This is a genomic window from Paraconexibacter sp. AEG42_29, assembly GCF_040581415.1.
Taxonomy (GTDB): Bacteria; Actinomycetota; Thermoleophilia; order Solirubrobacterales; family Solirubrobacteraceae; genus Paraconexibacter.
Map to the genome: position 1 here is coordinate 2,189,316 of NZ_CP114014.1, position 24,519 is coordinate 2,213,834.

Annotated in this window: 18 protein-coding genes; 14 read left to right on the forward strand and 4 right to left on the reverse strand. The window is 73.4% G+C overall.

Translation table 11 applies throughout. From position 1 onward, the window contains the following. Positions 1-26 precede the first annotated feature (26 nt). Both DSM112329_RS10625 and DSM112329_RS10630 read right to left on the reverse strand, forming a co-directional pair. Complete coding sequence (locus DSM112329_RS10625; RefSeq protein ID WP_354701789.1) at positions 27-3,674, reverse strand: M36 family metallopeptidase; 3,648 nt, start codon at positions 3,672-3,674, stop codon at positions 27-29. Positions 3,675-3,762: 88 nt separating this feature from the next. Further along, the gene (locus DSM112329_RS10630) at positions 3,763-4,152 is read right to left on the reverse strand and encodes a PRC-barrel domain-containing protein (protein ID WP_354701790.1); all 390 of its coding nucleotides are present in this window, start codon (positions 4,150-4,152) and stop codon (positions 3,763-3,765) included. 89 nt (positions 4,153-4,241) lie between these two features. Here DSM112329_RS10630 and DSM112329_RS10635 point away from each other — a divergent pair, with 89 nt between their 5' ends. Then, entirely contained in the window at positions 4,242-5,111 is an 870-nt protein-coding gene (locus DSM112329_RS10635; protein WP_354701791.1) for a phosphatase PAP2 family protein, read from the forward strand. A 22-nt stretch (positions 5,112-5,133) separates the two neighbouring features. Here DSM112329_RS10635 and DSM112329_RS10640 read toward each other — a convergent pair whose 3' ends face one another. Then, a complete protein-coding gene (locus DSM112329_RS10640; protein WP_354701792.1) occupies positions 5,134-5,703 on the reverse strand; it encodes a cob(I)yrinic acid a,c-diamide adenosyltransferase in 570 nt (189 codons plus the stop codon). Between the two features lie 87 nt (positions 5,704-5,790). Here DSM112329_RS10640 and DSM112329_RS10645 point away from each other — a divergent pair, with 87 nt between their 5' ends. From DSM112329_RS10645 to pntB, 4 genes are all read left to right on the forward strand, one after another. Further along, positions 5,791-6,666, forward strand: coding sequence for a hypothetical protein (locus tag DSM112329_RS10645; protein WP_354701793.1), 876 nt, complete (start codon positions 5,791-5,793; stop codon positions 6,664-6,666). Then, positions 6,663-7,625: a hypothetical protein gene (locus tag DSM112329_RS10650; protein ID WP_354701794.1), complete on the forward strand. Its 963-nt coding sequence runs from the start codon at positions 6,663-6,665 to the stop codon at positions 7,623-7,625. The genes DSM112329_RS10645 and DSM112329_RS10650 overlap by 4 nt, the downstream gene beginning before the upstream one ends. Positions 7,626-7,791: 166 nt before the next feature. Next, complete coding sequence (locus DSM112329_RS10655; protein ID WP_354701795.1) at positions 7,792-9,315, forward strand: Re/Si-specific NAD(P)(+) transhydrogenase subunit alpha; 1,524 nt, start codon at positions 7,792-7,794, stop codon at positions 9,313-9,315. Positions 9,316-9,321: 6 nt separating this feature from the next. After that, on the forward strand, positions 9,322-10,740 hold the full coding sequence (pntB, locus tag DSM112329_RS10660) for a Re/Si-specific NAD(P)(+) transhydrogenase subunit beta (RefSeq protein ID WP_354701796.1): 1,419 nt from the start codon (positions 9,322-9,324) through the stop codon (positions 10,738-10,740). 181 nt (positions 10,741-10,921) lie between these two features. On the opposite strand, the gene DSM112329_RS10665 is transcribed toward pntB, so the two are convergent. Beyond that, on the reverse strand, positions 10,922-11,869 hold the full coding sequence (locus tag DSM112329_RS10665) for a type I phosphomannose isomerase catalytic subunit (RefSeq protein WP_354701797.1): 948 nt from the start codon (positions 11,867-11,869) through the stop codon (positions 10,922-10,924). Between the two features lie 53 nt (positions 11,870-11,922). Between DSM112329_RS10665 and DSM112329_RS10670 the strand changes: the two genes are divergently transcribed. The 9 genes from DSM112329_RS10670 (at position 11,923) to DSM112329_RS10710 (ending at position 24,514) form a co-directional block, all read left to right on the forward strand. Continuing rightward, on the forward strand, positions 11,923-12,645 hold the full coding sequence (locus tag DSM112329_RS10670; RefSeq protein ID WP_354701798.1) for a GntR family transcriptional regulator: 723 nt from the start codon (positions 11,923-11,925) through the stop codon (positions 12,643-12,645). Beyond that, a complete protein-coding gene (locus tag DSM112329_RS10675; RefSeq protein WP_354701799.1) occupies positions 12,642-13,079 on the forward strand; it encodes a hypothetical protein in 438 nt (145 codons plus the stop codon). Before DSM112329_RS10670 ends, DSM112329_RS10675 begins: the two co-directional genes overlap by 4 nt. Before the next feature lie 5 nt (positions 13,080-13,084). After that, positions 13,085-14,701: a GMC family oxidoreductase gene (locus DSM112329_RS10680; RefSeq protein WP_354701800.1), complete on the forward strand. Its 1,617-nt coding sequence runs from the start codon at positions 13,085-13,087 to the stop codon at positions 14,699-14,701. A gap of 39 nt (positions 14,702-14,740) precedes the next feature. Continuing rightward, positions 14,741-16,471, forward strand: a complete 1,731-nt coding sequence (locus tag DSM112329_RS10685; protein WP_354701801.1) for a glycerol-3-phosphate dehydrogenase/oxidase — start codon at positions 14,741-14,743, stop codon at positions 16,469-16,471. Positions 16,472-16,615: 144 nt separating this feature from the next. Further along, entirely contained in the window at positions 16,616-18,526 is a 1,911-nt protein-coding gene (locus DSM112329_RS10690; RefSeq protein WP_354701802.1) for a PKD domain-containing protein, read from the forward strand. A gap of 32 nt (positions 18,527-18,558) precedes the next feature. Beyond that, on the forward strand, positions 18,559-20,814 hold the full coding sequence (locus tag DSM112329_RS10695; RefSeq protein ID WP_354701803.1) for a sigma-70 family RNA polymerase sigma factor: 2,256 nt from the start codon (positions 18,559-18,561) through the stop codon (positions 20,812-20,814). Continuing rightward, a complete protein-coding gene (gene folP, locus DSM112329_RS10700; RefSeq protein WP_354701804.1) occupies positions 20,814-21,716 on the forward strand; it encodes a dihydropteroate synthase in 903 nt (300 codons plus the stop codon). The genes DSM112329_RS10695 and folP overlap by 1 nt, the downstream gene beginning before the upstream one ends. Positions 21,717-21,806: 90 nt before the next feature. After that, positions 21,807-23,231 carry a Rho termination factor N-terminal domain-containing protein gene (locus DSM112329_RS10705; RefSeq protein ID WP_354701805.1) on the forward strand — a complete coding sequence of 475 codons (1,425 nt, stop codon included), beginning with the start codon at positions 21,807-21,809 and terminating at the stop codon, positions 23,229-23,231. Between the two features lie 98 nt (positions 23,232-23,329). Next, a complete protein-coding gene (locus DSM112329_RS10710) occupies positions 23,330-24,514 on the forward strand; it encodes a peptidoglycan DD-metalloendopeptidase family protein (RefSeq protein WP_354701806.1) in 1,185 nt (394 codons plus the stop codon). Positions 24,515-24,519 lie beyond the last annotated feature (5 nt).

Here is a 24,519-nt window from a genome sequence, read left to right on the forward strand (position 1 = left end):
TAAACGCGGACGGCTGCCCCGTCCCCTCAGGTCCCGAGCCGCACGACGTACGTCTTCGTGACCGCCTTGCCTGTCTTCGGGGTGACAACGACCCTGACCGTCACCTTCACCGCGGTCTGGCGCCTCGCGCGGGCCTTGCGCAGCACCACCGCGCCGACGGCGACGGCGACGGTCCGCTGCTTCGTGATCGCGCTCGTGGTCTTGGTCACGCGGGTCCTCGCCAGGCGGAGCCTGCGGGCGTCGAGTGCCGTCAGCAGCAGGGTCGTCTTCGCCCTGCACGGCACGGCGCTCGGGCACGCCACGCCGACGCGGACCTCACCGCGCCGCAGGCGCTGCAGGAGCTTGGTGGTGACCTTGGTCACGCCGCCGGTCGTCCCGCCGCCCGTCGTACCCCCACCTGTCGACCCGCCGCCGCCCGGCGCACCGCCACCGCCACCGCCGACCGGCGCCGCGGCCACGGTCACCGCGGCCGAACCCGAGCCCGCACCACCGCGGAAGTCCTTCACCGCGACCTTGGCGGTGAAGTTCCCGACGACCCCGTAGGCATGGTTCACCACAGGGCCCGCCGTGCTCTCGTCGACCGTCCCGTTCCCGTCGTAGTCCCAGTCGTAGCCCGTGATCGCCGAGTCCGGATCGGTGAACGACGCCGCGTTGAAGGCGACGGAGCCGCCGGGGGCCACCGTCCCGGGCGACGCCGTCAGCGTCCCGGTCGGGAGCACGTTCGGCGGACCGCCGAACACGGCCAGCTCGGCCACGTCGAGGTACCCGTAGGAGTTGTCCTGGGCGGACTTCGCCGTCAGCCGGACGAACCTGACGCCCTTGCCGTCGCCCGCGGGCGGGAACGCGTTCAGCTTGTGCGCGTCAGCAGGGGAGAACGTCCCTTCGGTGACCGTGACCCAGGTGGTGCCGTCGACGGACGACTCGAGCTTGTAGTCCTTCAGCTGCGCGTCGCCGCTGCTGCCGCAGCCCTCGCTCGGGTCGATGCCGAACGACGTCACGTCGGTCGGCGCCGCGAGCTCGATCGTCGCGGTCGGGAACGGGCCGCCGGGGGCGGGCGGCTCGACCTCCCAGACCGTGCCCGTGCTCGCGTCGTTCAGCTTGGACACGCCGCAGCCGTACTCCTCGCCGAGCGGGATCGTCTCGGTCGCCTTCCCGCCGAATGCGTACGTCTTGCGGACCGTCGCGTCCTTCGTCGTGGTCTGCCCGCCGGTGATCGCCACGTCCGTGATCTGCTGGCTGAAGTAGCCCGGTCCGGGCTCGAGGACGACCTTCGGGTACACGTGCTCGGGGATGCCACCGAACGAGTAGGCCCCGCCGGTTGCAGTCGTGCCCGCCAGGGCCCCCGCGAACCCGGGCGTCGAGAGCCCGCCGATGCCGACGCGCGACCCGGCGACCCCGAGGCCGCTGTCCTGGTCGACGACCGTGCCCTTCAGCGTGCCCTTGGGAGCGCTCGCGGCCGGCGGCAGCGAGAAGTCCTCCACGGGAGCGGTGTCGGTCCCGCCGCCGACCGCTGCGAAGTAGCCCATCCCGCGCTTGGCGAAGACCTGCCACAGGAGCGCGACGTTCGCCCCGCCGTTCATCGCGGTGTCCGTCTGGATGATCGCGTTGCGCTGATCGAGCATCGTGGGCTGCGGCGGGGACAGGCGCAGGCCGCCGGTGACCAGCCGCTCCGCCGCGTCCGAGCCCGCCGTCTGGCTGCCGGTCTTCGCGACCAGCGCCTCGCGCAGATCCCACAGGGTCTGCGCCCAGATCTCGCCGTCCGCGTGCACCTCGGGACCGCCGATGACGACCGCGCCGTCGCGCAGGCCGGAGTTCACGCGGCCGAAGTCGCCGTAGGTGTAACCGCCGGGGCCGGCGCCGGGGGTCCCCGGGCAGGCGGGCGCGCCCGAGCCGACCGGGCAGTCGATCGGCTCGGAGCGGACGATGTTCGGGATCGCGTCCGAGTACGCGCCGAGGTTCAGCTGACCGGGCGTCGCGGCGTCGTCCTGCAGCAGGCCGTCGCGGACGACGAAGTCGAAGGCGTACCAGTCGCTCCAGGCCTCGCCCATCGCCCCGGACTGGGCGGCGTCGAGCGCCTGGCTGCCGTCCGCGTTCTTCACGAGACGGCTGGTCAGCCCGTGCGTGTACTCGTGGTAGACGGTCGTCGCGTCGTCCGAGTTGTTGTTGTCGCGGAAGAGCCCGCTGTAGTCGTTCTCCGGGTCCTCGTAGGGCCGCGTGTCGTACGCGTTCAGGTACATCTGCATCGTCGGCGACTGGCCGTCGGGCGGCGTGCCCATGTTGGCGTTGTTCAGGAACGCGCCGCGCTTCTCGATCGGGACGGCGGCGCCGTCGTCGCTCTCGGAGATGACGAAGTCGTCGCCCTCGAAGTTGCCGGACGCCTTGTCGAACCCGATCGGCGCCGTCGCCAGGTGATCGTGGAAGACGTTGTTGAAGTAGAACTCCTGGACGGTCGTCTGGGCGCGGTTCGTCGTCCACGAGCTCGGGACGCTCGAGTCCCAGACGCAGATGGCGAACGTCTCGCAGCGCGACCCGCCCGCGAACGCCGGGGCGCCGGTGAACGGAGTGAGCGGGTAGGTGAAGGAGCCGCCCGGGGTGCGCCGGACGAGCTCGCCCTCGGACGGGTCGTCGCTGGCGTCGACGTCGGAGTAGGCGTGGGCGTTCGGTCCCTTCAGCTGATCCGCTCCGGGGGCCAGGTAGCCGCGCGCCTCCAGGTCGACGGTCACCGGTGTGCCGCCGGGCGCCGGGGCACCGGGGTAGTTGCGGTAGACGGAGGCATCCGCCGCTGAACGCGTGAGGTCGGCCCGGTACAGGACCCGGCCCGTGGCGGCGTCGACGACGGCGTCGTACCAGGCGGTTCCCGCGGTCTTGTAGGTCGCGTGCCAGGCGAGACGGGCCGGGGCGCCCGTCCCGAGGTCGAACAGGACCAGGCGGGCCATGTCGCCGTTCGCGAAGCGGGTCGCGCGGCGGGGGCCGGTCGCCGCCGACGAGACAGCCGGGACGGACGTGGCGCCGACGCTGCCGGCGATCGCGCGCAGTGCGGCGGTGGCGCTGAGCGTGGGCGTCGTCGCGGACGCCGCCAGGTCGTGGACAGGGGAGCCGCCGAGCGTGATCAGCCGGCCGGCCCGGTCGACGGACGCCGTCAGCGCGTTGTCGAACGCGGGGATCCCGGCGACCGCCTGACGGAACGTGAGGGTCGACAGGCCGGACGGGCCGGCCACGACCTCGGGCGTCCCCAGCGCATCGACGTCGGCGCTGTCGAGCCCGAGAGCGGTCGCGTTCGAGCGCGCGTACCCGCGGGCGATCGCGGCACGGTCGGCCCCGCTGGCGCCGGTGAGCGCCGCACCCAGGCGCAGGACGGACCGGGGGGTGCCGGTGCGCGGATCGACGGCCAGGACCCCGCGGCTGCCGAGGTCCTTGCGCAGCGCGGCCCGCGCGCTCAGGGTCCGCGCCGAGCTGCTGCGCCCCGGTGCCTTGGCGGCGGACGGCGCGGTCGCCACCCCGGCCGGCCCCGCGGCCCCGCGGACGTCCAGGAACGCCTTCGGCGCACCGGCCGCCGCTGTCCGCGGTTTCGACGCTGCGTGGACCGGGACGGCGCCGGCGCCGGTCAGGACGCACGACAGGGCGGTGGCGGCGAGCAGGCGCGGGCGCGTGCCGGCAGAGGGGCGATGGAGCACCTGGCCACCCTATGGCGGCGCCCGCGGCGTCGCAATCGCCGGTCTGGAAACCCACAACGACCAGGGGCGGAGTCAGCCGCCCGCGGCCTCAGTGGGCCATGCGGACGCGATCGTCGACCAGGCCCAGCGACGGTTCGACGATGCCGAGCCAGGGGCCGGGGGAGGAGCGGACGCCGTAGTGCGCGGCCAGCGCGCGGGCATGGTCGGCGGCGAGCTCGTTCGGCGGGCCGGCGGCGATCGGCGCGGTCCGCACGAGCGCGCGCGGAAGCGGGAGGTCGATGCCGCCGGGGTGGTGCCGGACACCGTCGGCCGGGGCCAGCACGAAGCGGTCGCTCGCCCGCAGCAGCACCAGCAGCAGCCAGGCCGGACGCTGCGTGCGTTCCTCGAACAGCACGTCGGCGACGTGCCCGAGGCGCGCGCCGATCTCGTCGTACGCACGCGCTCCGAGGAGGGACGGCAGCAGTCCGAGCGGCTCCATGAGCAGGCCTTTCGCGGTCCGCGTCCGGTCTCCTGCCCGAGGAGCGCGTCTTGAGGTCGCGCTCAGGGTCGGGACTACCCTGGATGCCCGTGCCCGTGCTTCGCAACCCCCGTTCCGCGCTCCTGGCGGCGTTCGCCTGCTTCCTCGGCCTCTGCGTCACGGGCGCCCTCGCGTACCTCGTCCCGATCGTCCAGGTCCGGGACGGCGCCACGCTGGCCGGCTTCAAGGAGCTCAACCGGCCGCGGCTGACGGAGCTGCTGGACCACGTCGCCCACCTCGCCGACCCGCGGCCCTACGCGCTGATCGGCCTGTCCCTCGCTGCGGTCGCCTTCTTCCGACGCCGGCCGCGTGTCGGCATCGCGATCATCCTGCTGCTGTTCCTCACCGGCTTCACGACCCAGTCGCTGAAGCAGGGCCTGGCGCAGCCGCGCTTCCAGGACTGGCTGGGGGATGGGCAGATCGCCGCTGCGTCGTGGCCCAGCGGCCATGCGACCGCATCGATGACCCTCGCCCTGTGCGCGATCCTGGCGGCGCCGCCGATCGCCCGGCCGACGGTCGCCGCGATCGGCGTCCTGTTCGCCGTCAGCGTCTCGTACTCGATCATGGCGCTCGCCTGGCACTTCCCCAGCGACGTCATCGGCGGCTTCTTCGTCGCATCGATGTGGACGCTGCTCGCCGTGGCGGTCCTCGCTGCGCTCCCGGAGCCGAAGGCACGCCCGGACGCGGTGACGCGACGCATGGCCGTGGTGGCGCCGAGCGTGGCCCGGGCCCAGGCGGCGTTCGGTCCGCTGGTCGTCGGGTCCGCCGTGCTCGCCGTGATGGTCTCCACGTGGCTCGCCCGGCCGGAGGCCGCATCGTCGTTCGCCCGCGAGCAGCCGTGGTTCGTCCTTGGCGCGCTGGGGATCGCGGCGCTGGCGACGACGCTCGCCGCCGGGCTCGCTCGCGCGGTCCGCGTCTAGGCTGCGTCGCCCGGCGGGTCGGTCAGCGCGAGGCGCCGGGCTGCCAGAGCGGCTCGGCCGCGCCCGACAGGTGGTTCGCCCCGCGGGCGAGGATGAACAGCAGGTCCGAGAGGCGGTTGAGGTAGCGGACCACCTCGGCGCTCCCGTCCGGGACGAGGATCGCGCGGCGCTCCGCGCGCCGGCAGACGGTCCGGCAGACGTGGAGCTGCGCCGCGGCGGCGGTTCCGCCGGGGAGGACGAACGACTTCAACGGGGCGAGGGTGTCGTTGACCTCGTCGCACCGCTCCTCGAGCCACGTCGTCTGCTCGGGCTGGGCGCGCAGGCGCTGCCGCTCGGTGGGCTCCTCGGGCTCCGGCACCGACAGGTCGGCGCCGAGGTCGAACAGGTCGTTCTGGATCCGGCCGAGCCAGGCCCGGTAGGCCTCGGGCAGCGTCGGCTCGCAGAGCAGGACGCCGATGTGGCTGTTGAGCTCGTCGATCTCACCGTAGGCCTCGATCCGCGGATGCGTCTTCGGGACCCGCGACATGTCGCCGAGGTGCGTCTCGCCGCCGTCGCCGAGCTTGGTGTAGATGCGGGTGAGGTTGACGGTCATCGGCGCCCAGTCTCCCACACGGCTCGCGGGGGACGGAACCCGGCCGGTGGGGCGCCGGACCGTCGGCTTCTGCCATCTTTCGCTTCGATGTCGCGCACGTGCAGACTCCCGCTCGCCCTGCTTGCGAGCCTCGTCGCCGGCCTGGCCGGCACCTCCGCCGCCCAGGCCGCACCGGCCCCGGCGAAGGTCCGGTTCACGGCCGAGGGCGCGGTCCGGACGCTGGTGTCGCAGCGCGAGATCACCACGACCGACGCACCCGCCCAGACCGCCGGCGCCCCCTGCCCGGGGACGAGCGCGGGCGGTGCGCTGGACGTCGCCACGTCCGGGAAGTGGACCGGCGCGGCGGATCCCGCGACCGGCGCCGCGGCCGTCACCTCGATCCTCGGGGACGTGTTCCCGAACGAGCTCGATCCGCGGAGCTTCGTCCTGATGGTCAACAGCGTCGTGGTGGCCGGCTCGCCCTGCAACCTGGAGCTCAACAGCGGCGACACCGTCCTCTATTACCTCAGCACGCTGCCGGCCGCGGCGATCGACCCGAGCTGCCGCACGAACGGCCGGGACGGGCTGTGCGGCAGCATCGACCGCACCGGCCCGCCCGCGCAGATCACCGCGATCAAGGAGCAGCAGCGGTTCGCCGCGGGGAAGGCGCCGCTGACCCTGTCCGGGACCGCGGGCGCCGACCCGAACGGCGTAGCCGACGTGCGCATCCGCCTGACGCGCGTGCGGGGCAAGAAGTGCCACTACTACTCGGGCATCGACGAGACCTTCCTGCGCTCGAAGAAGTGCGGCGCGGACGGGCAGCAGCTGTTCTCGATCGGCAGTGGCGCGACGTGGTCCTACCTGCTGCCGCGCCGTATGACGCCGGGCCGTTACACGCTCGACGTGCAGGCGGTCGACGCGCTCGGCAACGCCTCGGTCGTCGGCGCCCGGGGGCGCGACCGCATCGTGTTCTTCGTCAGATGAGCGGCCGCACGCGCCGAGGCGTCCAGGTGCCCGCGGCGGCCGGCGTCCTGCTGGCCGTCCTCGCGCTGGCCGGCTGCGGCGGCGACCAGGAGGGTGCCGGCGCGCAGCTCGTCGTCACGCAGGACTTCGGGACGCGGTCGATCGCCGACCTGCCGCAGCCGACCACCAGGCCAGGGTCGACGATCCTCGAGCTGCTGTCGGCGAATGTCCCCGGCGTGCGGACCGCCACGATCGCCGCCCAGCCGCAGCTCAGCGCCGTCGGGCCCGTCACCAACGCGACCGTCGACGGCCGGACCAAGCGCTGGACCCTGTTCGTCAACGGCGTGGGCGAGGACGCCGAGGGGCCCGGCCAGGAGCTCGACGACAACGACGTCGTCTGGTGGGACCACCACGACACCGGCGCCGCCGCGCGGGTGCCCGCGGTCGTCGGCTCGTTCCCGGCGCCGTTCCGCAACGGCGTCGAGGGCAAGCGCATGCCGCTGCGGATCGAGTGCTCGCCGGCCGACATCCCGGCCTGCCAGAAGGTGCAGGACGCGATGACCGCCGCCGGGGTGTTCGCGGCCCAGGGCGGGCTGCAGCAGTCCATCACCGACGAGACGCTGCGCATCATCGTGGGCCCCTGGGAGCGGATCCGGGACGACGACACGGCCCGCCTGCTGGAGGGCGGCCCCCGCGTCAGCGGTGTCTACGCGCGTCCCACGCCCGACGGGCGCTCGATCGCGCTGCTCGACGCGACCGGGAAGCAGACGCGCGAGCTCGGACCCGGAAGCGGGCTGATCGCGGCCACCCGGCTGCGGGACGGCCAGCCCGTCTGGTTCATCACCGGCCCCGACGTCGCCGGCGTGTCGGCCGCCGCGCAGGCGCTGGACCAGGGCAACCTGAAGGACCACTACGCCCTCGCGGTCGACGACGGCCGGGCCGTCGCCGTGCCCGAGGTGGGCGTCGCCGTTCGGCCCTGACGCGGCCTGCCACGAAAGCCGCAGGGCCGTCCGTCGAAGGGGGGACGGAACGAACAGGTCTCACCTCTGCTCCGTGGACGCCCACAATGGACAGACTGTCCGTTGTGGACAACCACTAAGGTCCCGGCCTGCCTATGAGACTTGTTGTCCGAAGGAGACTGCGCAGATGGTGATCGGTGTGCTGAAGGAGGCGGGGGCCGGGGAGACGCGCGTCGCTGCGACGCCGGCGACCGTCCAGCAGCTGCTCAAGCTCGGCTACGACGTGGTCGTGCAGGCCGGGGCCGGTGACGCATCGAGCTTCGCGGACGCCGCGTTCGAGGAGGCCGGCGCGAGCATCGGGGACCCGCTGTCCGCCGACATCGTGTTCGGCATCAACGCGCCGGCGAAGGAGCAGCTGGACGGGCTGAAGCAGGGCGCGACCCTCATCAGCCTGCTGTCCCCGCGCCTGGATCAGAGCATCGTCGACGACCTGGCCAAGCGGCCGATCACCGCGATGTCGATGGACGCCGTGCCGCGCATCTCGCGCGCACAGTCCCTCGACGTGCTCTCCTCGATGGCGAACATCGCGGGCTACCGGGCCGTCGTCGAGGCCGCCCACACGTACGGGCGCTTCTTCACCGGCCAGGTCACGGCTGCGGGCAAGGTCAACCCGGCGAACGTCCTCGTCTGCGGGGTCGGCGTCGCCGGCCTGGCCGCGATCGGTGCCGCCGGCAGCCTGGGGGCGATCGTCCGCGCCACCGATCCACGGCCCGAGGTCGCCGACCAGGTCAAGTCGCTGGGCGGCGAGTACCTCTCGGTCGAGTCCGCAGAGGCCGAGGTCAGCTCCACCGGCTACGCCAAGGAGATGTCCGACGACTACAACACGCTCGCCGCGCGCCTGTACGCCGAGCAGTGCAAGACCGTCGACATCATCATCACCACCGCGCTGATCCCCGGCCGGCCCGCGCCGACGCTGATCACGGCCGACATGGTTGCGTCCATGAAGCCCGGCAGCGTCATCGTCGACATGGCCGCGGCCAACGGCGGCAACGTCGAGGGCACGGTCAAGGGCGAGTCCGTCGTCACGGACAACGGCGTGACGATCATCGGCTACACCGACCTCGCCGGGCGCCTTCCGGCCCAGGCGTCCCAGCTGTACGGCACGAACCTCGTCAACCTGATGAAGCTCATGACGCCCGAGAAGGACGGCGTCCTGGTCCTCGACTTCGACGACGTCGTCCAGCGCGGCATGACCGTCGTCCGCGACGGTGAGCTCACCTGGCCGCCGCCGGAGGTGCAGGTCTCCGCCGCGCCCGCCGCGCCGGCAGCCGCGCCGGTCGAGAAGCCCGCCCCGCCGGAGCCGATGTCCGACGAGAAGCGCCTCGGCATCGTGCTCGGTGCGGCGCTCGTCTTCTTCCTGCTCGCGGCCAACGCGCCGGCTGCACTGATCCCGCGCCTGACCGTGTTCGCGCTGGCGATCGTCGTCGGGTACTACGTGATCGGCCACGTGCACCACGCGCTGCACACGCCGCTCATGTCGGTGACCAACGCGATCTCGGGCATCATCGTCGTCGGCGGGCTGCTGCAGATCGGGCACCACGACGGCGCGATCACCGCGGTCTCGACCGTGGCGATCCTGCTCGCGAGCATCAACATCTTCGGTGGCTTCGCGGTGACGCGCCGCATGCTCGCCATGTTCTCCAGGAGCTAGTGGCCCATGTCCGTTGAAGTGTCGGCTCAGGCCGCATACATCGTCGCGGCGCTGCTGTTCATCGCAGCGCTCGCCGGTCTCTCCAAGCACGAGACCGCCAAGGTCGGAAACCGCTTCGGCATCGCCGGCATGGCTGTGGCGCTCGCGGCCACGGTCGCGCTCGCGATCGACCGCGACATCGAGGGCATCGGCCTGGTCCTGCTCGTCGGCGCCGTGGCGATCGGCGCCGCGATCGGCCTCTGGCGCGCCCGGATCGTCGAGATGACCGGCATGCCGGAGCTCATCGCGCTCCTGCACAGCTTTGTCGGGCTGGCCGCCGTGCTCGTCGGCTGGAACGGCTTCCTGGAGGTCGAGAACAACCTCGACGGCGAGGAGGCCCTTCACCTCGAGGCGCTCGGCACGCTCGGCATCCACCACGCCGAGGTCGCCATCGGCATCTTCATCGGCGCCGTGACGTTCACCGGGTCGATCATCGCCTACCTCAAGCTGTCGGCGAAGATGGACTCCAAGCCGCTGGTGCTGCCCGGCAAGAACCTGATCAACGTGGGCTCGCTGGTCGTGTTCGCGGCGTTGACCGCGTGGTTCTGCGCCGACCCGGGGATCGTCCCGATCATCCTGGCGACCGTCCTCGCGCTCGCGCTGGGGCTGCACCTCGTCGCCTCGATCGGCGGCGGCGACATGCCGGTCGTCGTGTCGATGCTCAACAGCTACTCCGGCTGGGCGGCGGCGGCCTCGGGCTTCCTGCTCGAGAACGACGCGCTCATCATCACCGGCGCGCTGGTCGGCTCCTCGGGTGCGTACCTGAGCTACATCATGTGCAAGGCGATGAACCGGTCGTTCATCTCGGTCATCGCGGGCGGCTTCGGCATCGAGGCCCCCAGCAGCTCCGACACGGACTACGGCGAGCACCGCGAGGTCAACGCCGAGGGCGCGGCCGAGCTGCTCAAGAGCGCCAAGTCCGTGATCATCACGCCCGGCTACGGCATGGCGGTCGCGCAGGCGCAGCACGGCGTGGCCGACATGACGCGCAAGCTGCGCGACGCCGGGGTCGAGGTCCGCTTCGGCATCCACCCGGTCGCCGGGCGCCTGCCCGGCCACATGAACGTCCTGCTCGCCGAGGCGAAGGTCCCGTACGACATCGTCCTCGAGATGGACGAGATCAACGACGACTTCGCCGCGACGTCCGTCGTCCTGGTGATCGGGGCGAACGACACGGTCAACCCGGCCGCGGCGGACGACCCGACGAGCCCGATCGCCGGCATGCCCGTCCTGCACGTCTGGGAGGCCGAGAACGTGATCGTCTTCAAGCGGTCGATGGCCTCCGGCTACGCGGGTGTGCAGAACCCGCTGTTCTTCCGCGAGAACACGCAGATGCTCTTCGGGGACGCGAAGGACCGGGTCGAGGACATCCTCAAGTCGCTCTGAGCGCCGCGCCGCCCGGGCCCGCGGTCGCCCCGGCGGGCGACCGCAGGCCGGACCGTCACGGCACCATCACGTTGAACCCGGCGTCGTTCAGCACGCCGGCCTTGTCGTAGGTCTGCGATCGCGCCGGCGATCCGCCGGAATCCCGGGTGATCATGGCGCGGGCCGCCGCGCACGGCGTCCGTCAGCCCGGCAGCTCCGTCACCAGGACCGTCGCCTCGCCCGACACCGGGCCGACCGGCAGCTCCGCGCCCCCGTCCGCCGGAACCAGGAAGAACTGACCCGGCGCGAAGGTCGATGAGCCACAGTGCACGTCGCCGTCGACGACCGCGACGATCGCGCACTCACCCGGGGTCGTGACCATCGCGGGACCGGTCAGCGCGCGACGCGTCACGGTGAAGAAGGCGTTGTCGGCGATCGGGCCGTCGCCGGCGTGCAGCGGCGGCTCGACGTCGTCCCAGTCGATCGACGCCATCGACTGCGGGACGTGCAGCTCGCGCGGCTCCCCGTCCAGGCCCAGCCGATTGAAGTCGAACACGCGATAGGTCGTGTCCGAGTTCTGCTGGATCTCCATGATCAGGCAGCCGCCGCCGATGGCGTGGACGCGGCCGGACGGGATGAAGATCGCGTCGCCGCCGGTGACGTCGATGCGGTGGAGCATCGCCGAGACGTCCTCGCCGGCCTCCAGGGCGACGGTGAACGCCTCGCGCGTCACGCCCGCGCGGAGGCCGACGTACAGGTGGGCGTCCGGGGCGGCGTCGGCGAGGTACCAGAGCTCGTTCTTCGGCTCGCCCTGGAGCTCGTCGGCCAGGTGGTCCGGCGGGTGGACCTGCACCGACAGCGTCTCGCGCGCGTCGAGCAGCTTGATCAGGATGGGGAAGCGGTCGCCGAAAGCGGCTGCACGGGGCCCGAAGACCGCCTCGCGCTCGTCCGTCCAGAGCTCGTTCAGCGTGGCCCCGTCGCGCGCCCCGCCGATGACGACCGACTGCGCTTCGGGACGGTCGACGACCTCCCACGACTCGCCGATCGGCGGACCCTCCGGGAGCGGCTTGCCGTAGCGCTCCTCCAGGAGGCGGCCGCCCCAGATCCGCTCCATGAACAGCGGGGTGAACGCGACGGGCTCCGAAAACACGGCGCGAGCATACTCAGGAGAGAGTTCAGAACTGTGCTACGGTCGGCGGACCGATGAGTGTTCCGAACTCTTCTCTCGTCTCGGAGCAGGTCTTCGCGACACTGCTCGAGGCGCTGCTCGCGGGCCGCTACGCCCCCGGCGAGAAGCTGCCCCGCCAGCGCGAGCTCGCGGCGGACCTCGGCGTGACGCTGGGATCGCTCCGCGAGGCGCTCAAGCGGCTGGAGCAGATGGGCCTGGTCGAGGTCCGGCACGGGGACGCGACGCGCGTGCGGGACTGGCGCAGCAGCGGCGGCCTCGACGTCCTGGCGCATCTGCTGTTCCGCGGGGGGACGGTCGACCGCGGCGTCCTCGAGGACATCCTGGAGGCGCGGACGCTGATGCTCCGCGAACTGGCCGGCCTCGCCGCGACGCGCCGCACCGCCGACCAGGCAGCCGAGCTCGACCGCCTCGCCGCCGAGTTCGCGACCCACCCGGACGACGCCGCCGCGGCCGCCCACGTCGACTTCGCCTTCTTCACCGCCGTCACCGCCGCCGCCGGCAACCTCGTCTTCGTCCTGATCCTCAACGCGATCCGGGACCTCTACCTGGGGCACGTCGCGCTGGTGCCGGTGACCGCCCAGCCACGTGAGCTGGCGCCGCTCTACGCGGATCTCGCGGCCGCGATCGAGCGCCGGGACGACGGCGGGGCCCGCGCGACCGCGGCCGACCTCGCCGGCCGCCAGCGGGACCTCGTCGCCGCCGCGCTCGACTCGCTCCTGGGGCCCGCCGGCGGATGAGCCCGGACGGCCGGCTCACGGTCCTGCGCCCGCGCGAGGCGTCGATCCTCGCCGCGCTCACCGACGCGTTCGTCGCGCCGGCACCCCCGTTGCCGCACGTCCGGGACACCGACACCGCCTTCGCCGCCGACGCGAACCTCCAGGCCGCGCCGCAGGCGAACCGCCTCCTGCTGCGCGCGGGACTGCTGGCGATCGAGGTCGCCCCGCTGGCGCTGGGGTTCGGCGCTCGCCTGCGGCGCCTGGATCCCGCCGCCCGCACCGCGGCCCTCGACCGCCTCGAGCGCGGGCCGGCGGCGCCGCTCCTCAAGGGCCTGCGCACGCTGGCGCACCTGTCCTACTACGGCGACCCCGCCGTCATGCGCCTGCTCGGCTACGACGCGGACGCCGTGGTCGCCCGGGCTGCGGACCTCCGCGCTCGCGAGCGCCGCTGGTAGTGGCCGTGTCGATCCCGACCCCGACCAGAACCCCGCCGCCCACACGCGACACCGGGACCCCCGCGTACACCGACGGCACCGGCACCTTCCACCCGACGACAAGGCGCCTGGTCGCCGGCCGGACGCTCGCCGGGGAGACGATCATCACGGTCGACGCCTGCGTCATCGGCTCCGGCGCCGGCGGGGCGCCGGTCGCGAAGGAGCTCGCCGAGGGCGGCATGCGCGTGGCGGTCCTGGAGGACGGCGACTGGCACGAGACGGCGTCGTTCACCGCCCGGCCGCGCGACATGACCCCGCGCCTGTACCGCGACGCCGGGCAGATCGTCACGGTCGGCACCCCGCCGATCGGGCTGCCCCTGGGTCGTGCCGTGGGCGGGACGACGCTCATCAACTCCGGAACCTGCTTCCGGACGCCGGACCACGTCCTGACGCAGTGGCAGCGCGACTTCGGGCTCGCCGAGCTCACGACCGCGAACCTGGACCCGTTCTTCCGCCGGGTCGAACGCGAGATCAACGTCAGCCGGGTCCCGGCCGGGCTCGCCGGCAGCAGCGCCCGTCTCGTCCTGGAGGGCGCCGCGCGGCTCGGGCTCTCGGGCGGGCACCTCTTCCGCAACGCCAAGGGCTGCGTCGGCAGCGGCGTGTGCGCCTTCGGATGCCCGACCGGCGCCAAGCAGCACACCGGCATCACCTACGTCCCGCGCGCCTGGGCTGCGGGCGCCACCACCTACACGGGCGTCACGGCCCAGCGCGTCGTCCATCGGGACGGCCGCGTCGCCGAGGTCGTGGCGCGGACCGCGGCCGGGGGCACCCTACGGGTGCGCTGCCGCCACGCGATCGTCGCCTGCGGGACGCTCCTCACCCCGGCGCTGCTGGCGGCGAGCGGGGTGGGGCAGGCGTCCGGAGAGCTCGGTGGCAACCTCTCGATCCACCCGGCCAGCGCCGCGCGCGCCGTCTTCGACGAGGACCTCGACCCCTGGACCGGCGTCCCGCAGTCGGCCTACGTCGACGGCCTCCAGGCCGAGGGGATCATGTTCGAGGGGATCTCGGGCCCACCCGACCAGGCCGCGGCGAGCACGCCGCGGACCGGCGCCGCCCACCGTGACCTGATGCTCCAGGCCCGCCGGACCGCGTCGTTCGGCGTGATGGTCCACGACACCGCGCGGGGCTCCGTCCGCCGGCGGGCCGGGCAGACCGTCATCCGCTACGACCTGCACCCGGACGACGCGGCCCGGTTCCAGCGGGGCATGGCCGTCCTCGCCGAGATCTTCTTCGCGGTGGGCGCCCGCGAGGTCGTCGTCCCGCTGGCCGGGGTGCCGACGCTGCGCGGGGGCGACGTCGGCCCGCTGACCACAGCCCGGATCCGGCCGCGGGACGTCAGCGCGATGGCCTTCCACCCGCTCGGGACGGCACGGGCCGGCGCCGACCCCGCGACCAGCGTCGTCGATCCGGACCTGCGGATGCACGGCATCGACGGCCTGCACGTGTGCGACGGGTCGGCCGTGCCGTCCTCGCTCGGCGTCAACCCGCAGATCACGATCATGGCGCTGGCGACGCGGCTGGCGTACCACCTGCTCGGAAAGCCCGCACCCGAGCACGAACCCGTCCCGACCGCGATCGCGTGACCACCGGATCGCGGAGCCCGTCCGCATAGACTGCCCGGGGTGATCGCCAGAGGAGACGCCATCGCCGCGCTCGCGGCCGACGAGTTCGACGTCGTCGTCGTCGGGGGCGGCATCACCGGGGCCGGATGTGCCCTGGACGCCGCCACACGCGGCTACTCCGTCGCCCTCGTCGAGAAGGCCGACTTCGCGAGCGGGACGTCGAGCCGGTCCTCCAAACTCGTCCACGGCGGGCTGCGCTACCTACAGAACTTCGACCTCGGCCTGGTCCGCGAAGCACTGCTGGAGCGCCAGCTCAACGTCAAGCTCGCGCCGCACCTCGTGAAGCCCCTGCCGCTCGTGGTCGCCGCGTTCGACGGCGCACGCCCCGACCGCCTCGTCGGCGTCGGCCTGAACCTCTACGACGTGATGTCGGTCGACAAGATCCGCGGCCGTGTCGGCCGCCGCGGCGTCATTCCGGCGGGCGCCGAGGCGGCCACCGACCTCGATGGCGACGGGCTGGCCGACTGGGCGCCGGACCGCCATCGCATCATCACGGGGGAGGAGGTCGTCGAGCGCCTGCCCGCCCTCGCCGGCCGCGCGCCCACCTCCGGGTACCTCTTCTACGACTGCCAAACCGACGACGCCCGCCTGGTCCTGACCGTCCTGCAGGAGGCCGAGCGCTTCGGAGCGGTCTGCGCCAACGGCCTCAACGTCACCGAGCTGCACGAGGAGAACGGACGGACCCGCGGCGTCCATGTCGAGGACATGGCGACCGGTGACCGCTTCACCGTCCGGGCGGCGAACGTCATCAACGCGACGGGCGTCTGGGCGGACCGCCTGCGGCCGGACGAGCTGCACGACGAGGCCGAGGTCCCCCGGATCGCTCCGTCGCGGGGCACCCACATCACCCTCCGCCACGACCAGCTGCCCCTGGTCAGCGGCGCCATCGTCCCCGCCGGCGGTGGCCGCACGATCTTCGCGCTGCCGTGGCTCGGCGGCACGCTGATCGGGACGACGGACAACGACTACGACGAGAGCGCGACGCCGGACGGGCTGAACCACATCGCGCCGGACCCGGGCGACATCGAGTACCTGCTGGACGCGACGAACGGCTACTTCGGGACGAGCCTGACGGCGACCGACCTCACCGGCGCCTACGCGGGCGTGCGGCCGCTGATCTCCACCGGGGACCCGAAGAAGTCGGTCGACATCTCGCGCAAGGCCGAGCTCTACGAGACCTCCAGCGGCATGATCACGATCACCGGCGGCAAGCTCACCACCTGGCGACGGATGGCGAAGATGACGATCGACCGCCTGGTCGAGCGCGACGCACGCGACGCCCCCTGCCGCACCCACGAAATCCCGCTGGGCCAGTCCGTCGCCGTCGAGGATCTGCCCCGCGTTGAGGGCGTTCCCGAGGGTGCCTACGAGCAGCTCGCCGGCCGTTACGGGCACTTCGCCCACGACGTCCTCGCCATCGCCGCCGAGCGCGGGGAGTTCGCGCAGGCGGTGGTCCCGGCCGTCGAAGGGCAGGTCACGCCCGTCGACATCCTGGCCGAGGTCGTGCACGCCGCACGCCACGAGCAGGCCCGCAGCGTGGGGGACGCCCTCCTGCGCCGCACCCGGCTCGGCCTGACCGCCGCCCGCGTCGTGGCCGATCCGTCGGCGGAGACCGCACGGCGGGTCGCCGCGGCGATGGCGCCGGACCTCGGCTGGGACGAGAGCCGGGTCGAGGCGGAGGCCCAGGCGTTCCTCGCCGAGGCAGCCGCCGAGGGCATCGTCACCGGATGACGCGTCCGGTCGTCGTCCTCGGCCGTCCTGCCGAGGGCATCGTCACCGCCTGACGCTGCACCGAAAACTTTTCCGCACCCCCGCGTAAGTTCCCGGGTTGCACCCGGTTGAACTCACCGACACCCCCAGGAGTCACCCGTCCCGATGCGCCTGCGCACCCTGCTCATCCCCTTCGCCACCACGGCCCTGCTCACGGGCGCCGGACCGGCCCATGCCGCCTTCTTCAAAGCGGAGGCCATCGACAGCGGGGCCGGGATCAAGTCGGTGAAGGACCTCGACGTCGCCCGCGACAGCACCGGCGCGGTCGCCTACGTCAAGACGGTCGGGCTGGTGGACCACGTCTTCGTCTCGCGCATGGTCAACGGGGTCTTCCAGAGTCCCGAGCAGGTGGACGCGGGACTCACCGCGGCGGGCTCGGTCCCCGTCGCCGCCGCGTCCGACGGCGGACGCGTGGCGGTCGCCTACATCAGCGGCGGCGCGCTCTACGCCGCGGTCCGCCCGAACGCGACCAGCGGCTTCACGGCGCCGCAGCAGCTGTCCGGCCAGGCCTCCGACCCGTCGATCGACATGTCGATCAACGGCGTCGCGTACATCTCGTTCACCGAGAACGGGTCCTCGGCCAACGTCCGGGCCGCCCGGCTCGACGCCGGTGCCAGCAGCTTCAACGTGCTGCCGGACGCGCTCGACATCAACGTGCCGGAGGACGCCGGCGTCGGCGGCGGCCGCAGCGACATCGCGGTGTCGGCGGACGGCACGGCAGTCGTGGTGTTCGGCGAGTCCGGTCGCGTCTTCGGCCGCCGGGTGTTCGAGGGCCGGATCTCGACCGCGCCGCAGGACCTGACCGTCGACGCGCTCGAGGGCCACGCGGGCAACACCGGCAGCGCGACCGACCCGCACATCGACATCGAGGACGACTCGTCGTTCGCGTGGGTCAGCTTCCGGCAGTCGTTCGACGACAACCTCCCGCACACGGTCACGCGCCGGCTGGTCGGCTCGGCCTTCGAGCCGGCAGTCCTCACCGACGGGCTCGGCTTCGGCGGGGACCAGTCCGCGACCGTCTCGATCGAGATGAACGGCCGCGGCGAGGGGCTGGCGACCACCGGCAGCGCCGCGCAGTCCGCGCAGGTCGCGGTCCTCCACGACGACAAGCTCTTCCCGGCGACGCGGATCAACCAGGCCAACAACGTGCCGCCCCGCCCGCGCGGCGACCTGGCCGAGAACAACGACGGCTACGTCGCCTGGATGCAGGGCGCCACCGCCGCCACCGCGACGGTCCAGGCGGCCTTCTACGACGTCGTGCTCGACAAGCGCACGGTCCCGGGGCCGACAGTCCAGACCGAGATCTCGAGCACGGACTTCGGGCCGGTGGACATCAGCGGCGGCCTCGACGTCGCGGTCGACCGGGTCGGCGACATGGTCGCCGTCTTCGTCCAGGGGACCGGGGACGGGCGCCGGCTAGTCTACGGCGGCTTCGACCGCCAGCCGGGCGTCTTCACGACCTCGACCACTCCGCGGTTCCGCAACATCCGCAAGCCGCAGCTGGCCTGGTCGACGTCCTTCGACCTCTGGAGCCCGCTGACCTACGAGGTCCAGGTCGACGGCGTGGTCGTCGGTCAGACGACCGGCGCCACGCGGCTGCCGCTGAAGACACCCCTGGTCGACGGCGTGCACCCGTGGAAGGTCACCGTCAGCGATCGACGCGGCCAGAAGCGCGACACCACGAACGTCGGTCAGATCCGAGTCGATACGACGCCGCCCGCCCTGTCGTTCCGTGTCGACGGCGTCCGCAGCACGGGTCGCACGCAGACCGTGCGCGTCACGACCACCGACCCGAAGGCCCCTGCCGGGACCAGTGGGTCGGGCGTGGCGCGGGTCGTCGTCGACTTCGGCGACGGAAGCCGCCGGCAGACCTCCCGCAAGGCGCAGCACGCCTACCGGAAGGGCGGCACCTACACGGTCCGCGTGAGCTCGACCGACGCGGCCGGAAACGCGACCGTCGTCCGTAAGTCCGTGACGGTGAAGACGCCCAAGAAAACGAAAAAGAAGAAGAAGTGATGTCTGGTGAGCCGCGGCGTACCATCTTCCACATGGGGACCCTCGACGAGGCAGGTCTCGCTCGCGCCGCGGCTGCTGGGGACGGACAGGCGTTCGCCCAGCTGTACGACGAGTACGAAGGCCGGATCTACAACTTCTGCCTGCGGCTCGTGGGCGCGCCGGAGGACGCCGCGGACGCCACGCAGGACGCGTTCCTCAAGGTGCTCCAGCGGCTGCCGCGGATCCCTGCGGACCGCGAGCTCAACTTCGGCGCGTACCTCTTCACCGCGGCCCGCAACGCGAGCTACGACGTGATCGGCAAGCGCAAGAAGGCAGATCCCGTCGACCTCATCCCCGAGTCCGGCGCCAAGCCGCTGGACGGCGACGAGCGCGGGGCGATGGACCTGGACCCCGAGCGGGCGGCCATGCTCGGCGCGCTGCAGCTGCAGGTCCAGGCGGCGAACGAGCGCCTGCCCGAGCGCCAGCGCGAGGTGCTCGCGCTGCGTGAGCTCGAGGAGCTCAGCTACGACGAGATCGCCGAGATCATGGACATGAACCGCAACTCGGTGGCGCAGCTGATCTCGCGTGCGCGGATCCGGCTGCGGGACGAGCTGCAGGGCAGTGCGCTCGCGTCCATCGCGATGGCGTCCCCGGACTGCGAGCGGGCGCTGCCGCTGATCTCGTTGCGACAGGACGGCCAGCTCAAGAAGGCGGACGACCACGCCTGGCTGGATGCGCACGTCGCGGGCTGCGACACCTGCAAGGTCAGCGTCGAGGCCATGCACGAGGCGGGTATGTCGTACCGCGCCTGGGCGCCGGTGCTTCCGGCGGTCTGGCTCTGGAAGGCGACCGCGGCGAAGGCCTCGGAGCTGACGGGGAGCAACTGGGAGGCGCTGATGGACCGCCACCGCGACCTGAGCTCAGGCGGGTCGGGGTCGGGGGACCCGGGTGCTGGTCCGGGGTCGTCCGGGTCGGGGGACCCGGGTAGCGGGGCATCCGGCTCCAGCGCGGGTTCCGGCTCCGGCGCGGGTTCCGGCTCCGGCGCGGGTTCTGGCTCCGGCGCGGGTTCGGGCTCCGGTGCGTCCGGACCCGGGACGTGGTCCGGAGGGACCGGCGCGGCCGCGGGCGGCGCCTCGCGGGACTCGGCCGGCGGTCACGCCGGGGCGAGCGTCGCGGCCGGCGTCGGCGCCGGGGTGGGGGCGGGGCTCGTCACGGGCGCCGCGACCGCTGCCGCCTCGCGGAGCGCCCGCGCCGACCGCGCTGCGGCCTACCGCTCAGCGCGGCGGCGGCGCATGGGTGCCGGCATCGGCACGTTCCTCGTGGCCGCGGCGGTCCTGCTGATCGTCCTCGGCGAGCAGGAGGTCCCGGTGGACCTCGAGGCCGGCACCGTGCCGTCCGCATTCATCACACCTTCGACGTCGACGACCGCCGCGACGCCGCCGACCCCGACGCCGTCGGTGCCCCCGGCAGCAACGCCCGCCACCGGTACGGCGACGGCGCGGCCCGCGATCCGCCCGGTGGTTCGCGGCCCGGTCACGCCGGCCCCGCTGCGGCGACCGGCTCCGGCGCCGGCCAGCTCGTTCGCGACCTTCAGGGCCCCGGCGCTCGTGACGCCGGCAGCGACGCCCGCGCCGCGCGCCGATCCCGCCGCGCCGGCCGCCGTGGCGACGCCGGCCGAGCCCCCGGCCGCCCCCGCCGTCGTGCGGCCCGCGCCCGCGCGCACCCCGGCGCCGACGGCGGCGGACGGCCCGATGACGGCCGGCAGGACACCCGCCGCGTCCAGTGGCAGCGCCGGTACCGAGCCCATCGGTCGCCTGCCCGTCCCTGCCGCGGCGACCCCGGCGGTCGAGGATCCGACGGGGCCGGCGACGCGCCCGTCACCCGATCCCGGCCCGGCCGGCGAGGGCTTCTGCGTCCAGAACCCGGACGCGCAGGGCTGCGCGGCCGCCGTCCCGACGCCGGATCCGCGGCCGACCCCAACCCCAACCCCGGATCCCCAGCCGGACCCGACGCCGACGCCGACGCCCGATCCGCAGCCGGACCCGCGTCCGACGCCGACGCCCGATCCGCAGCCGGACCCGCGTCCGACGCCGACCCCGACGCCCGATCCGCAGCCGGATCCGCGCCCGACGCCGACCCCCACACCGACGCCCACGCCCACGCCCACCCCGACACCGACCCCCACGCCCCCGCGGCCGGTGCCGCCTGTGCCCGGCGGCCCGGGGACCACGATCCCGCAGCAGCGGACCCCGCCGGCGCCCGAGCCCGCGCCGGTCTCCGCGCCCGCGACGACGGACGCGCCCCAGTAGTGGACGTCCGGATCCCCGGAGGGCTGCTGTCGCTCGAGCCCGGGCGACCGGCCCTCATGGGCATCGTCAACGCGAACCCGGACTCGTTCTCGGACGCCGTCCGGCTGACCGCGCTCGAGCAGCAGCTCGCCCACGCCCGGCAGCTGATCGCGGACGGCGCGAGCATCATCGACGTGGGCGGCGAGTCCGGCGTGACCTACACCGGGGTGACGGCGGACCAGGTCGAGATCGACCGTGTGGTCCCGCTCGTCGAGCGGCTCGCCGCGGACGGCGTCGTCGTCTCGGTCGACACCTGGAAGCCGGCCGTCGCCGAGGCGGCCATCGCCGCCGGGGCCGCGATCCTCAACGACGTCAGCGGGCTGCGCGACGAGCGCCTTGCTGCGATCTGCGCGCGTACCGGGGCGGCCCTCGTGGTCATGCACACCCGGGCGGCGCCCAAGCAGGAGCACTTCCACGACTACGACGGGGACGTCGCGGGCGACGTGGTGCGCTTCCTCGCCGAGCGCTGCGCGGTCGCGCGCGCGGCAGGCGTGGACGACGAGCAGCTGATCCTCGACCCCGGGCCGGACTTCGCCAAGACCCCCGGGGAGACCGTCCAGTCGCTGCACGCGATCGACACCGTCAACGCCCTCGGCCGACCGGTGCTGCACGCCGTCTCGCGCAAGTACTTCGTGGGTGCCATCACCGGGCAGGCGCCCGCCGACCGCGGTGCCGGGACCCTCGCGGCCGCCGGCTGGAGCGCCGATCACGGCGCAGCGATCCTGCGCGTGCACGACGTCCGCGCGACAGCGGACTTCCTCGCGGTGAAGGGGGTCCTCGACGGCCGCGACCCGATGCCGTCGTTCGACTCCGGGGACGACCGCCTGAAGTGGATCCGCGCGGCACCGCAGAGCACGCCCTGACGGCGGCCCGTTAGGGTTCTCGGACCGTCGCCGGCCGCTGACGACAACGCGGCCGGGGGCTCACCGACGATCCACCAGGAGAACCACCAGATGTCCGTTTTCACCCGCGCCGCCCTCGAGGGCAGCCCGCTCGCCGACCTGCACACCATCGCCGGCGAGATCGGCCTCGACGGCTTCCGCCGCCTGCGCAAGGCCGAGCTCGTCGACAAGATCCTCGACGCCACCGGCGGCGACAGCACACCCGCGGACGAGCCGGCGGCCGACGCCGAAGCGGCGCCCGCGCCCCGCCGCCGTACGCGCGCCAGCCGCTCGTCCCGCAGCGCCGCCCGCGACACCGATCCGGGCGACGAGGACGCCGCCCCGGCGCCCGCAGCTGCCGACGCCGACTCCGACGAGGACGCCGAGCCGAAGCCCGCCCGTCGCTCCCGCGGTGGCCGTGGCCGTAGCCGCGCCGCCGACAAGGACGACACCGATGCGCCCGCGCCCGCCCCGACGGCGATCAAGGCCGACGAGGACGACGCCGCGCAGGCCGAGGAGCGCCCTGCCCGCCGCGGCCGTGGGGGTCGCGGCCGGATCGACGCCGACAGCGACAGCGGCGAGCAGACCGAGGACAAGGTCGCAACGGGCGTCGTCGAGGTCCTGAGCAACGGCTCGGGCTTCCTGCGCGTCAGCCCGCCCGACCCGTCCGACGAGGACATCTACATCTCCGCCGCGCAGGTGCGCCGCTGCGAGCTCGTCTCCGGCGACCGCATCACCGGCCCGGTCCGCCCGCCCCGGCGCTCCGAGCGCTACCCGTCCCTGATCCGGATCGACCAGATCAACGACCGCCCGGCCGACGAGGTGGCCGAGGGCACGCCGTTCGACGAGCTGCCCGCCGTCTTCCCGACCGAGCGTTTCGCGCTCGACAGCGAGGACCCGACCATCAAGGCGATCGCGGTGCTGACCCCGATCGGCCGCGGCTCGCGCGTCACCATCACCGGCCCCGCACGCGCCGGCAAGACCGAGGCGCTGCAGCGGCTCGCCGACGCCTTCGTCAAGCAGGACGGCATCGAGCTCACGCTCGTCCTCGTCGGGGTCCGCCCGGAGGAGACCACGGTCGCCCCCGAGGGCCTCGTCCCCGTCGCCGGCCTGAGCTTCGCGGCCAGCGCCGACGCGCAGGGCCAGGCCGTGGACCGCGCCGTCGACGGCGCTCGCCGCGTCGCGGCCCGCGGTGGTCACGCCGTGGTCCTCATCGACACGCTCGACGGGCTGCACCCCGCGGCCGCACGCAAGGCCCTGGCGGCCGCGCGGGCGCTCAAGGACAGCGGCAGCGTCACGGTCATCGCGACGGCGAGCGCCCCGCTCGGTGGCGAGACGACCGTCATCGTCCTCGACGAGACGCTGACGTCGGTCGGCCGCCTCCCGGCGCTGGACCTGGTCGCCAGCGGCACGATCAAGCCCGAGCTGCTGCTCGGCGAGGACGACGCGAAGTCCGTCGCCGCCGCCCGCGCCCAGGCGCTCGACGGCACCTCCTGAGGTTCGCGACGCGGCCCGCCGGCGACGGCGGGCCGCTCGCAGGACCCGTTGCAGGCGGCGGCCCGCGGCGCGCCACCGCCTAAGGTGAGGAGTCCCTCATGCGCCTGCGCCTGCTGCTTGTCTCTGTCCTGACCCCGCTCGTCCTGTGGGCCGCGCTCCCGATGCTGTCGGCAGCCGAGACGACCGCGCAGCTGGAGTCCAAGATCGACGCGACCCGCGGCAAGATCCAGATGCGCAAGGGCAAGGAGAAGGTCCTTTCGACGGACATCTCCCGCTACAACCGCCGGATCGAGACGCTCCAGGAGCGCATCGACCGCATCGGCGCCCGGCAGTCCGTGGTCCAGGAGGACCTCGACGTCAAGCAGGCCGAGCTGACCCGCCTGCAGACCGACCTGCGCTCCGAGCGCTCGCGTCTCACCCGTCTGAAGCTGCGCCTGACCGAGGCCCGGGGGATCCTGTCCGCCCGGCTGCGCGAGCTCTACGAGGCCGACCGGCCCGACCTGATGACGGTCGTCCTGAACTCCCGCGGGTTCGCCGACCTGCTCGAGCGCGGGCAGTTCCTCAGCCGGATCCAGGCGCAGGACAACCGCATCGTGAAGCTCGTCCGCCAGGCCAAGGCCGACGCGACCGGCGCGGCGGCCAAGCTCAAGAGGCTCGAGGCTCGTCAGGCGGTCGTGACCCGGCGCGTCGCGGCCCGCCGCAACGAGCTCTCCGACCTCAAGCGCGGCGTCATCGGCAACCGCGCGGTCTTCGCGCAGGCCAAGACCGCCAAGTCCTCGGCGCTGAGCCAGGTCCGCACCGAGCGCAAGGACCTCGAAGGCCACCTCGAGGGCCTCGAGAAGGAGCAGGCGGCGATCCAGGCCAAGCTCGCCCGCCAATCGGGCGTCCCGGCGCCGGCCGGCGGCTACACGGGCTCGGGCGGGCAGCTGTCGATGCCCGTCAAGGCGGTATTCACGAGCCCGTTCGGCCAGCGGTGGGGCCGACTGCACGCCGGCATCGACCTCGCGGCGGCGACCGGCACGCCGATCCACGCGGCCGACGGCGGGCGCGTGGTCATCGCCGCCCCGACCGGCGGCTACGGCAACTACACCTGCGTCCAGCACACCGCCGCGATGTCGACGTGCTACGCGCACCAGTCGCGCTTCGCGACGTCGGTCGGCGCGACCGTCAAGCGCGGTCAGCTCATCGGCTACCTCGGGAACACCGGCAACTCGACCGGTCCGCACCTGCACTTCGAGGTCCGCATCAACGGCGTCCCGCAGGATCCCACCCGCTACCTGTAGTACCG

What these genes read in the sequence shown, in the direction of transcription:
- DSM112329_RS10630 (WP_354701790.1), bottom strand. Translation starts at nt 4,152, where the DNA reads ATGGAGCCGCTCGGACTGCTGCCGTCCCTCCTCGGAGCGCGTGCGTAC.
- DSM112329_RS10640 (WP_354701792.1), bottom strand. Translation starts at nt 5,703, where the DNA reads ATGACCGTCAACCTCACCCGCATCTACACCAAGCTCGGCGACGGCGGC.
- DSM112329_RS10645 (WP_354701793.1), top strand. Translation starts at nt 5,791, where the DNA reads ATGTCGCGCACGTGCAGACTCCCGCTCGCCCTGCTTGCGAGCCTCGTC.
- DSM112329_RS10650 (WP_354701794.1), top strand. Translation starts at nt 6,663, where the DNA reads ATGAGCGGCCGCACGCGCCGAGGCGTCCAGGTGCCCGCGGCGGCCGGC.
- DSM112329_RS10655 (WP_354701795.1), top strand. Translation starts at nt 7,792, where the DNA reads ATGGTGATCGGTGTGCTGAAGGAGGCGGGGGCCGGGGAGACGCGCGTC.
- pntB (WP_354701796.1), top strand. Translation starts at nt 9,322, where the DNA reads ATGTCCGTTGAAGTGTCGGCTCAGGCCGCATACATCGTCGCGGCGCTG.
- DSM112329_RS10670 (WP_354701798.1), top strand. Translation starts at nt 11,923, where the DNA reads ATGAGTGTTCCGAACTCTTCTCTCGTCTCGGAGCAGGTCTTCGCGACA.
- DSM112329_RS10675 (WP_354701799.1), top strand. Translation starts at nt 12,642, where the DNA reads ATGAGCCCGGACGGCCGGCTCACGGTCCTGCGCCCGCGCGAGGCGTCG.
- DSM112329_RS10690 (WP_354701802.1), top strand. Translation starts at nt 16,616, where the DNA reads ATGCGCCTGCGCACCCTGCTCATCCCCTTCGCCACCACGGCCCTGCTC.
- DSM112329_RS10695 (WP_354701803.1), top strand. Translation starts at nt 18,559, where the DNA reads ATGGGGACCCTCGACGAGGCAGGTCTCGCTCGCGCCGCGGCTGCTGGG.
- DSM112329_RS10705 (WP_354701805.1), top strand. Translation starts at nt 21,807, where the DNA reads ATGTCCGTTTTCACCCGCGCCGCCCTCGAGGGCAGCCCGCTCGCCGAC.
- DSM112329_RS10710 (WP_354701806.1), top strand. Translation starts at nt 23,330, where the DNA reads ATGCGCCTGCGCCTGCTGCTTGTCTCTGTCCTGACCCCGCTCGTCCTG.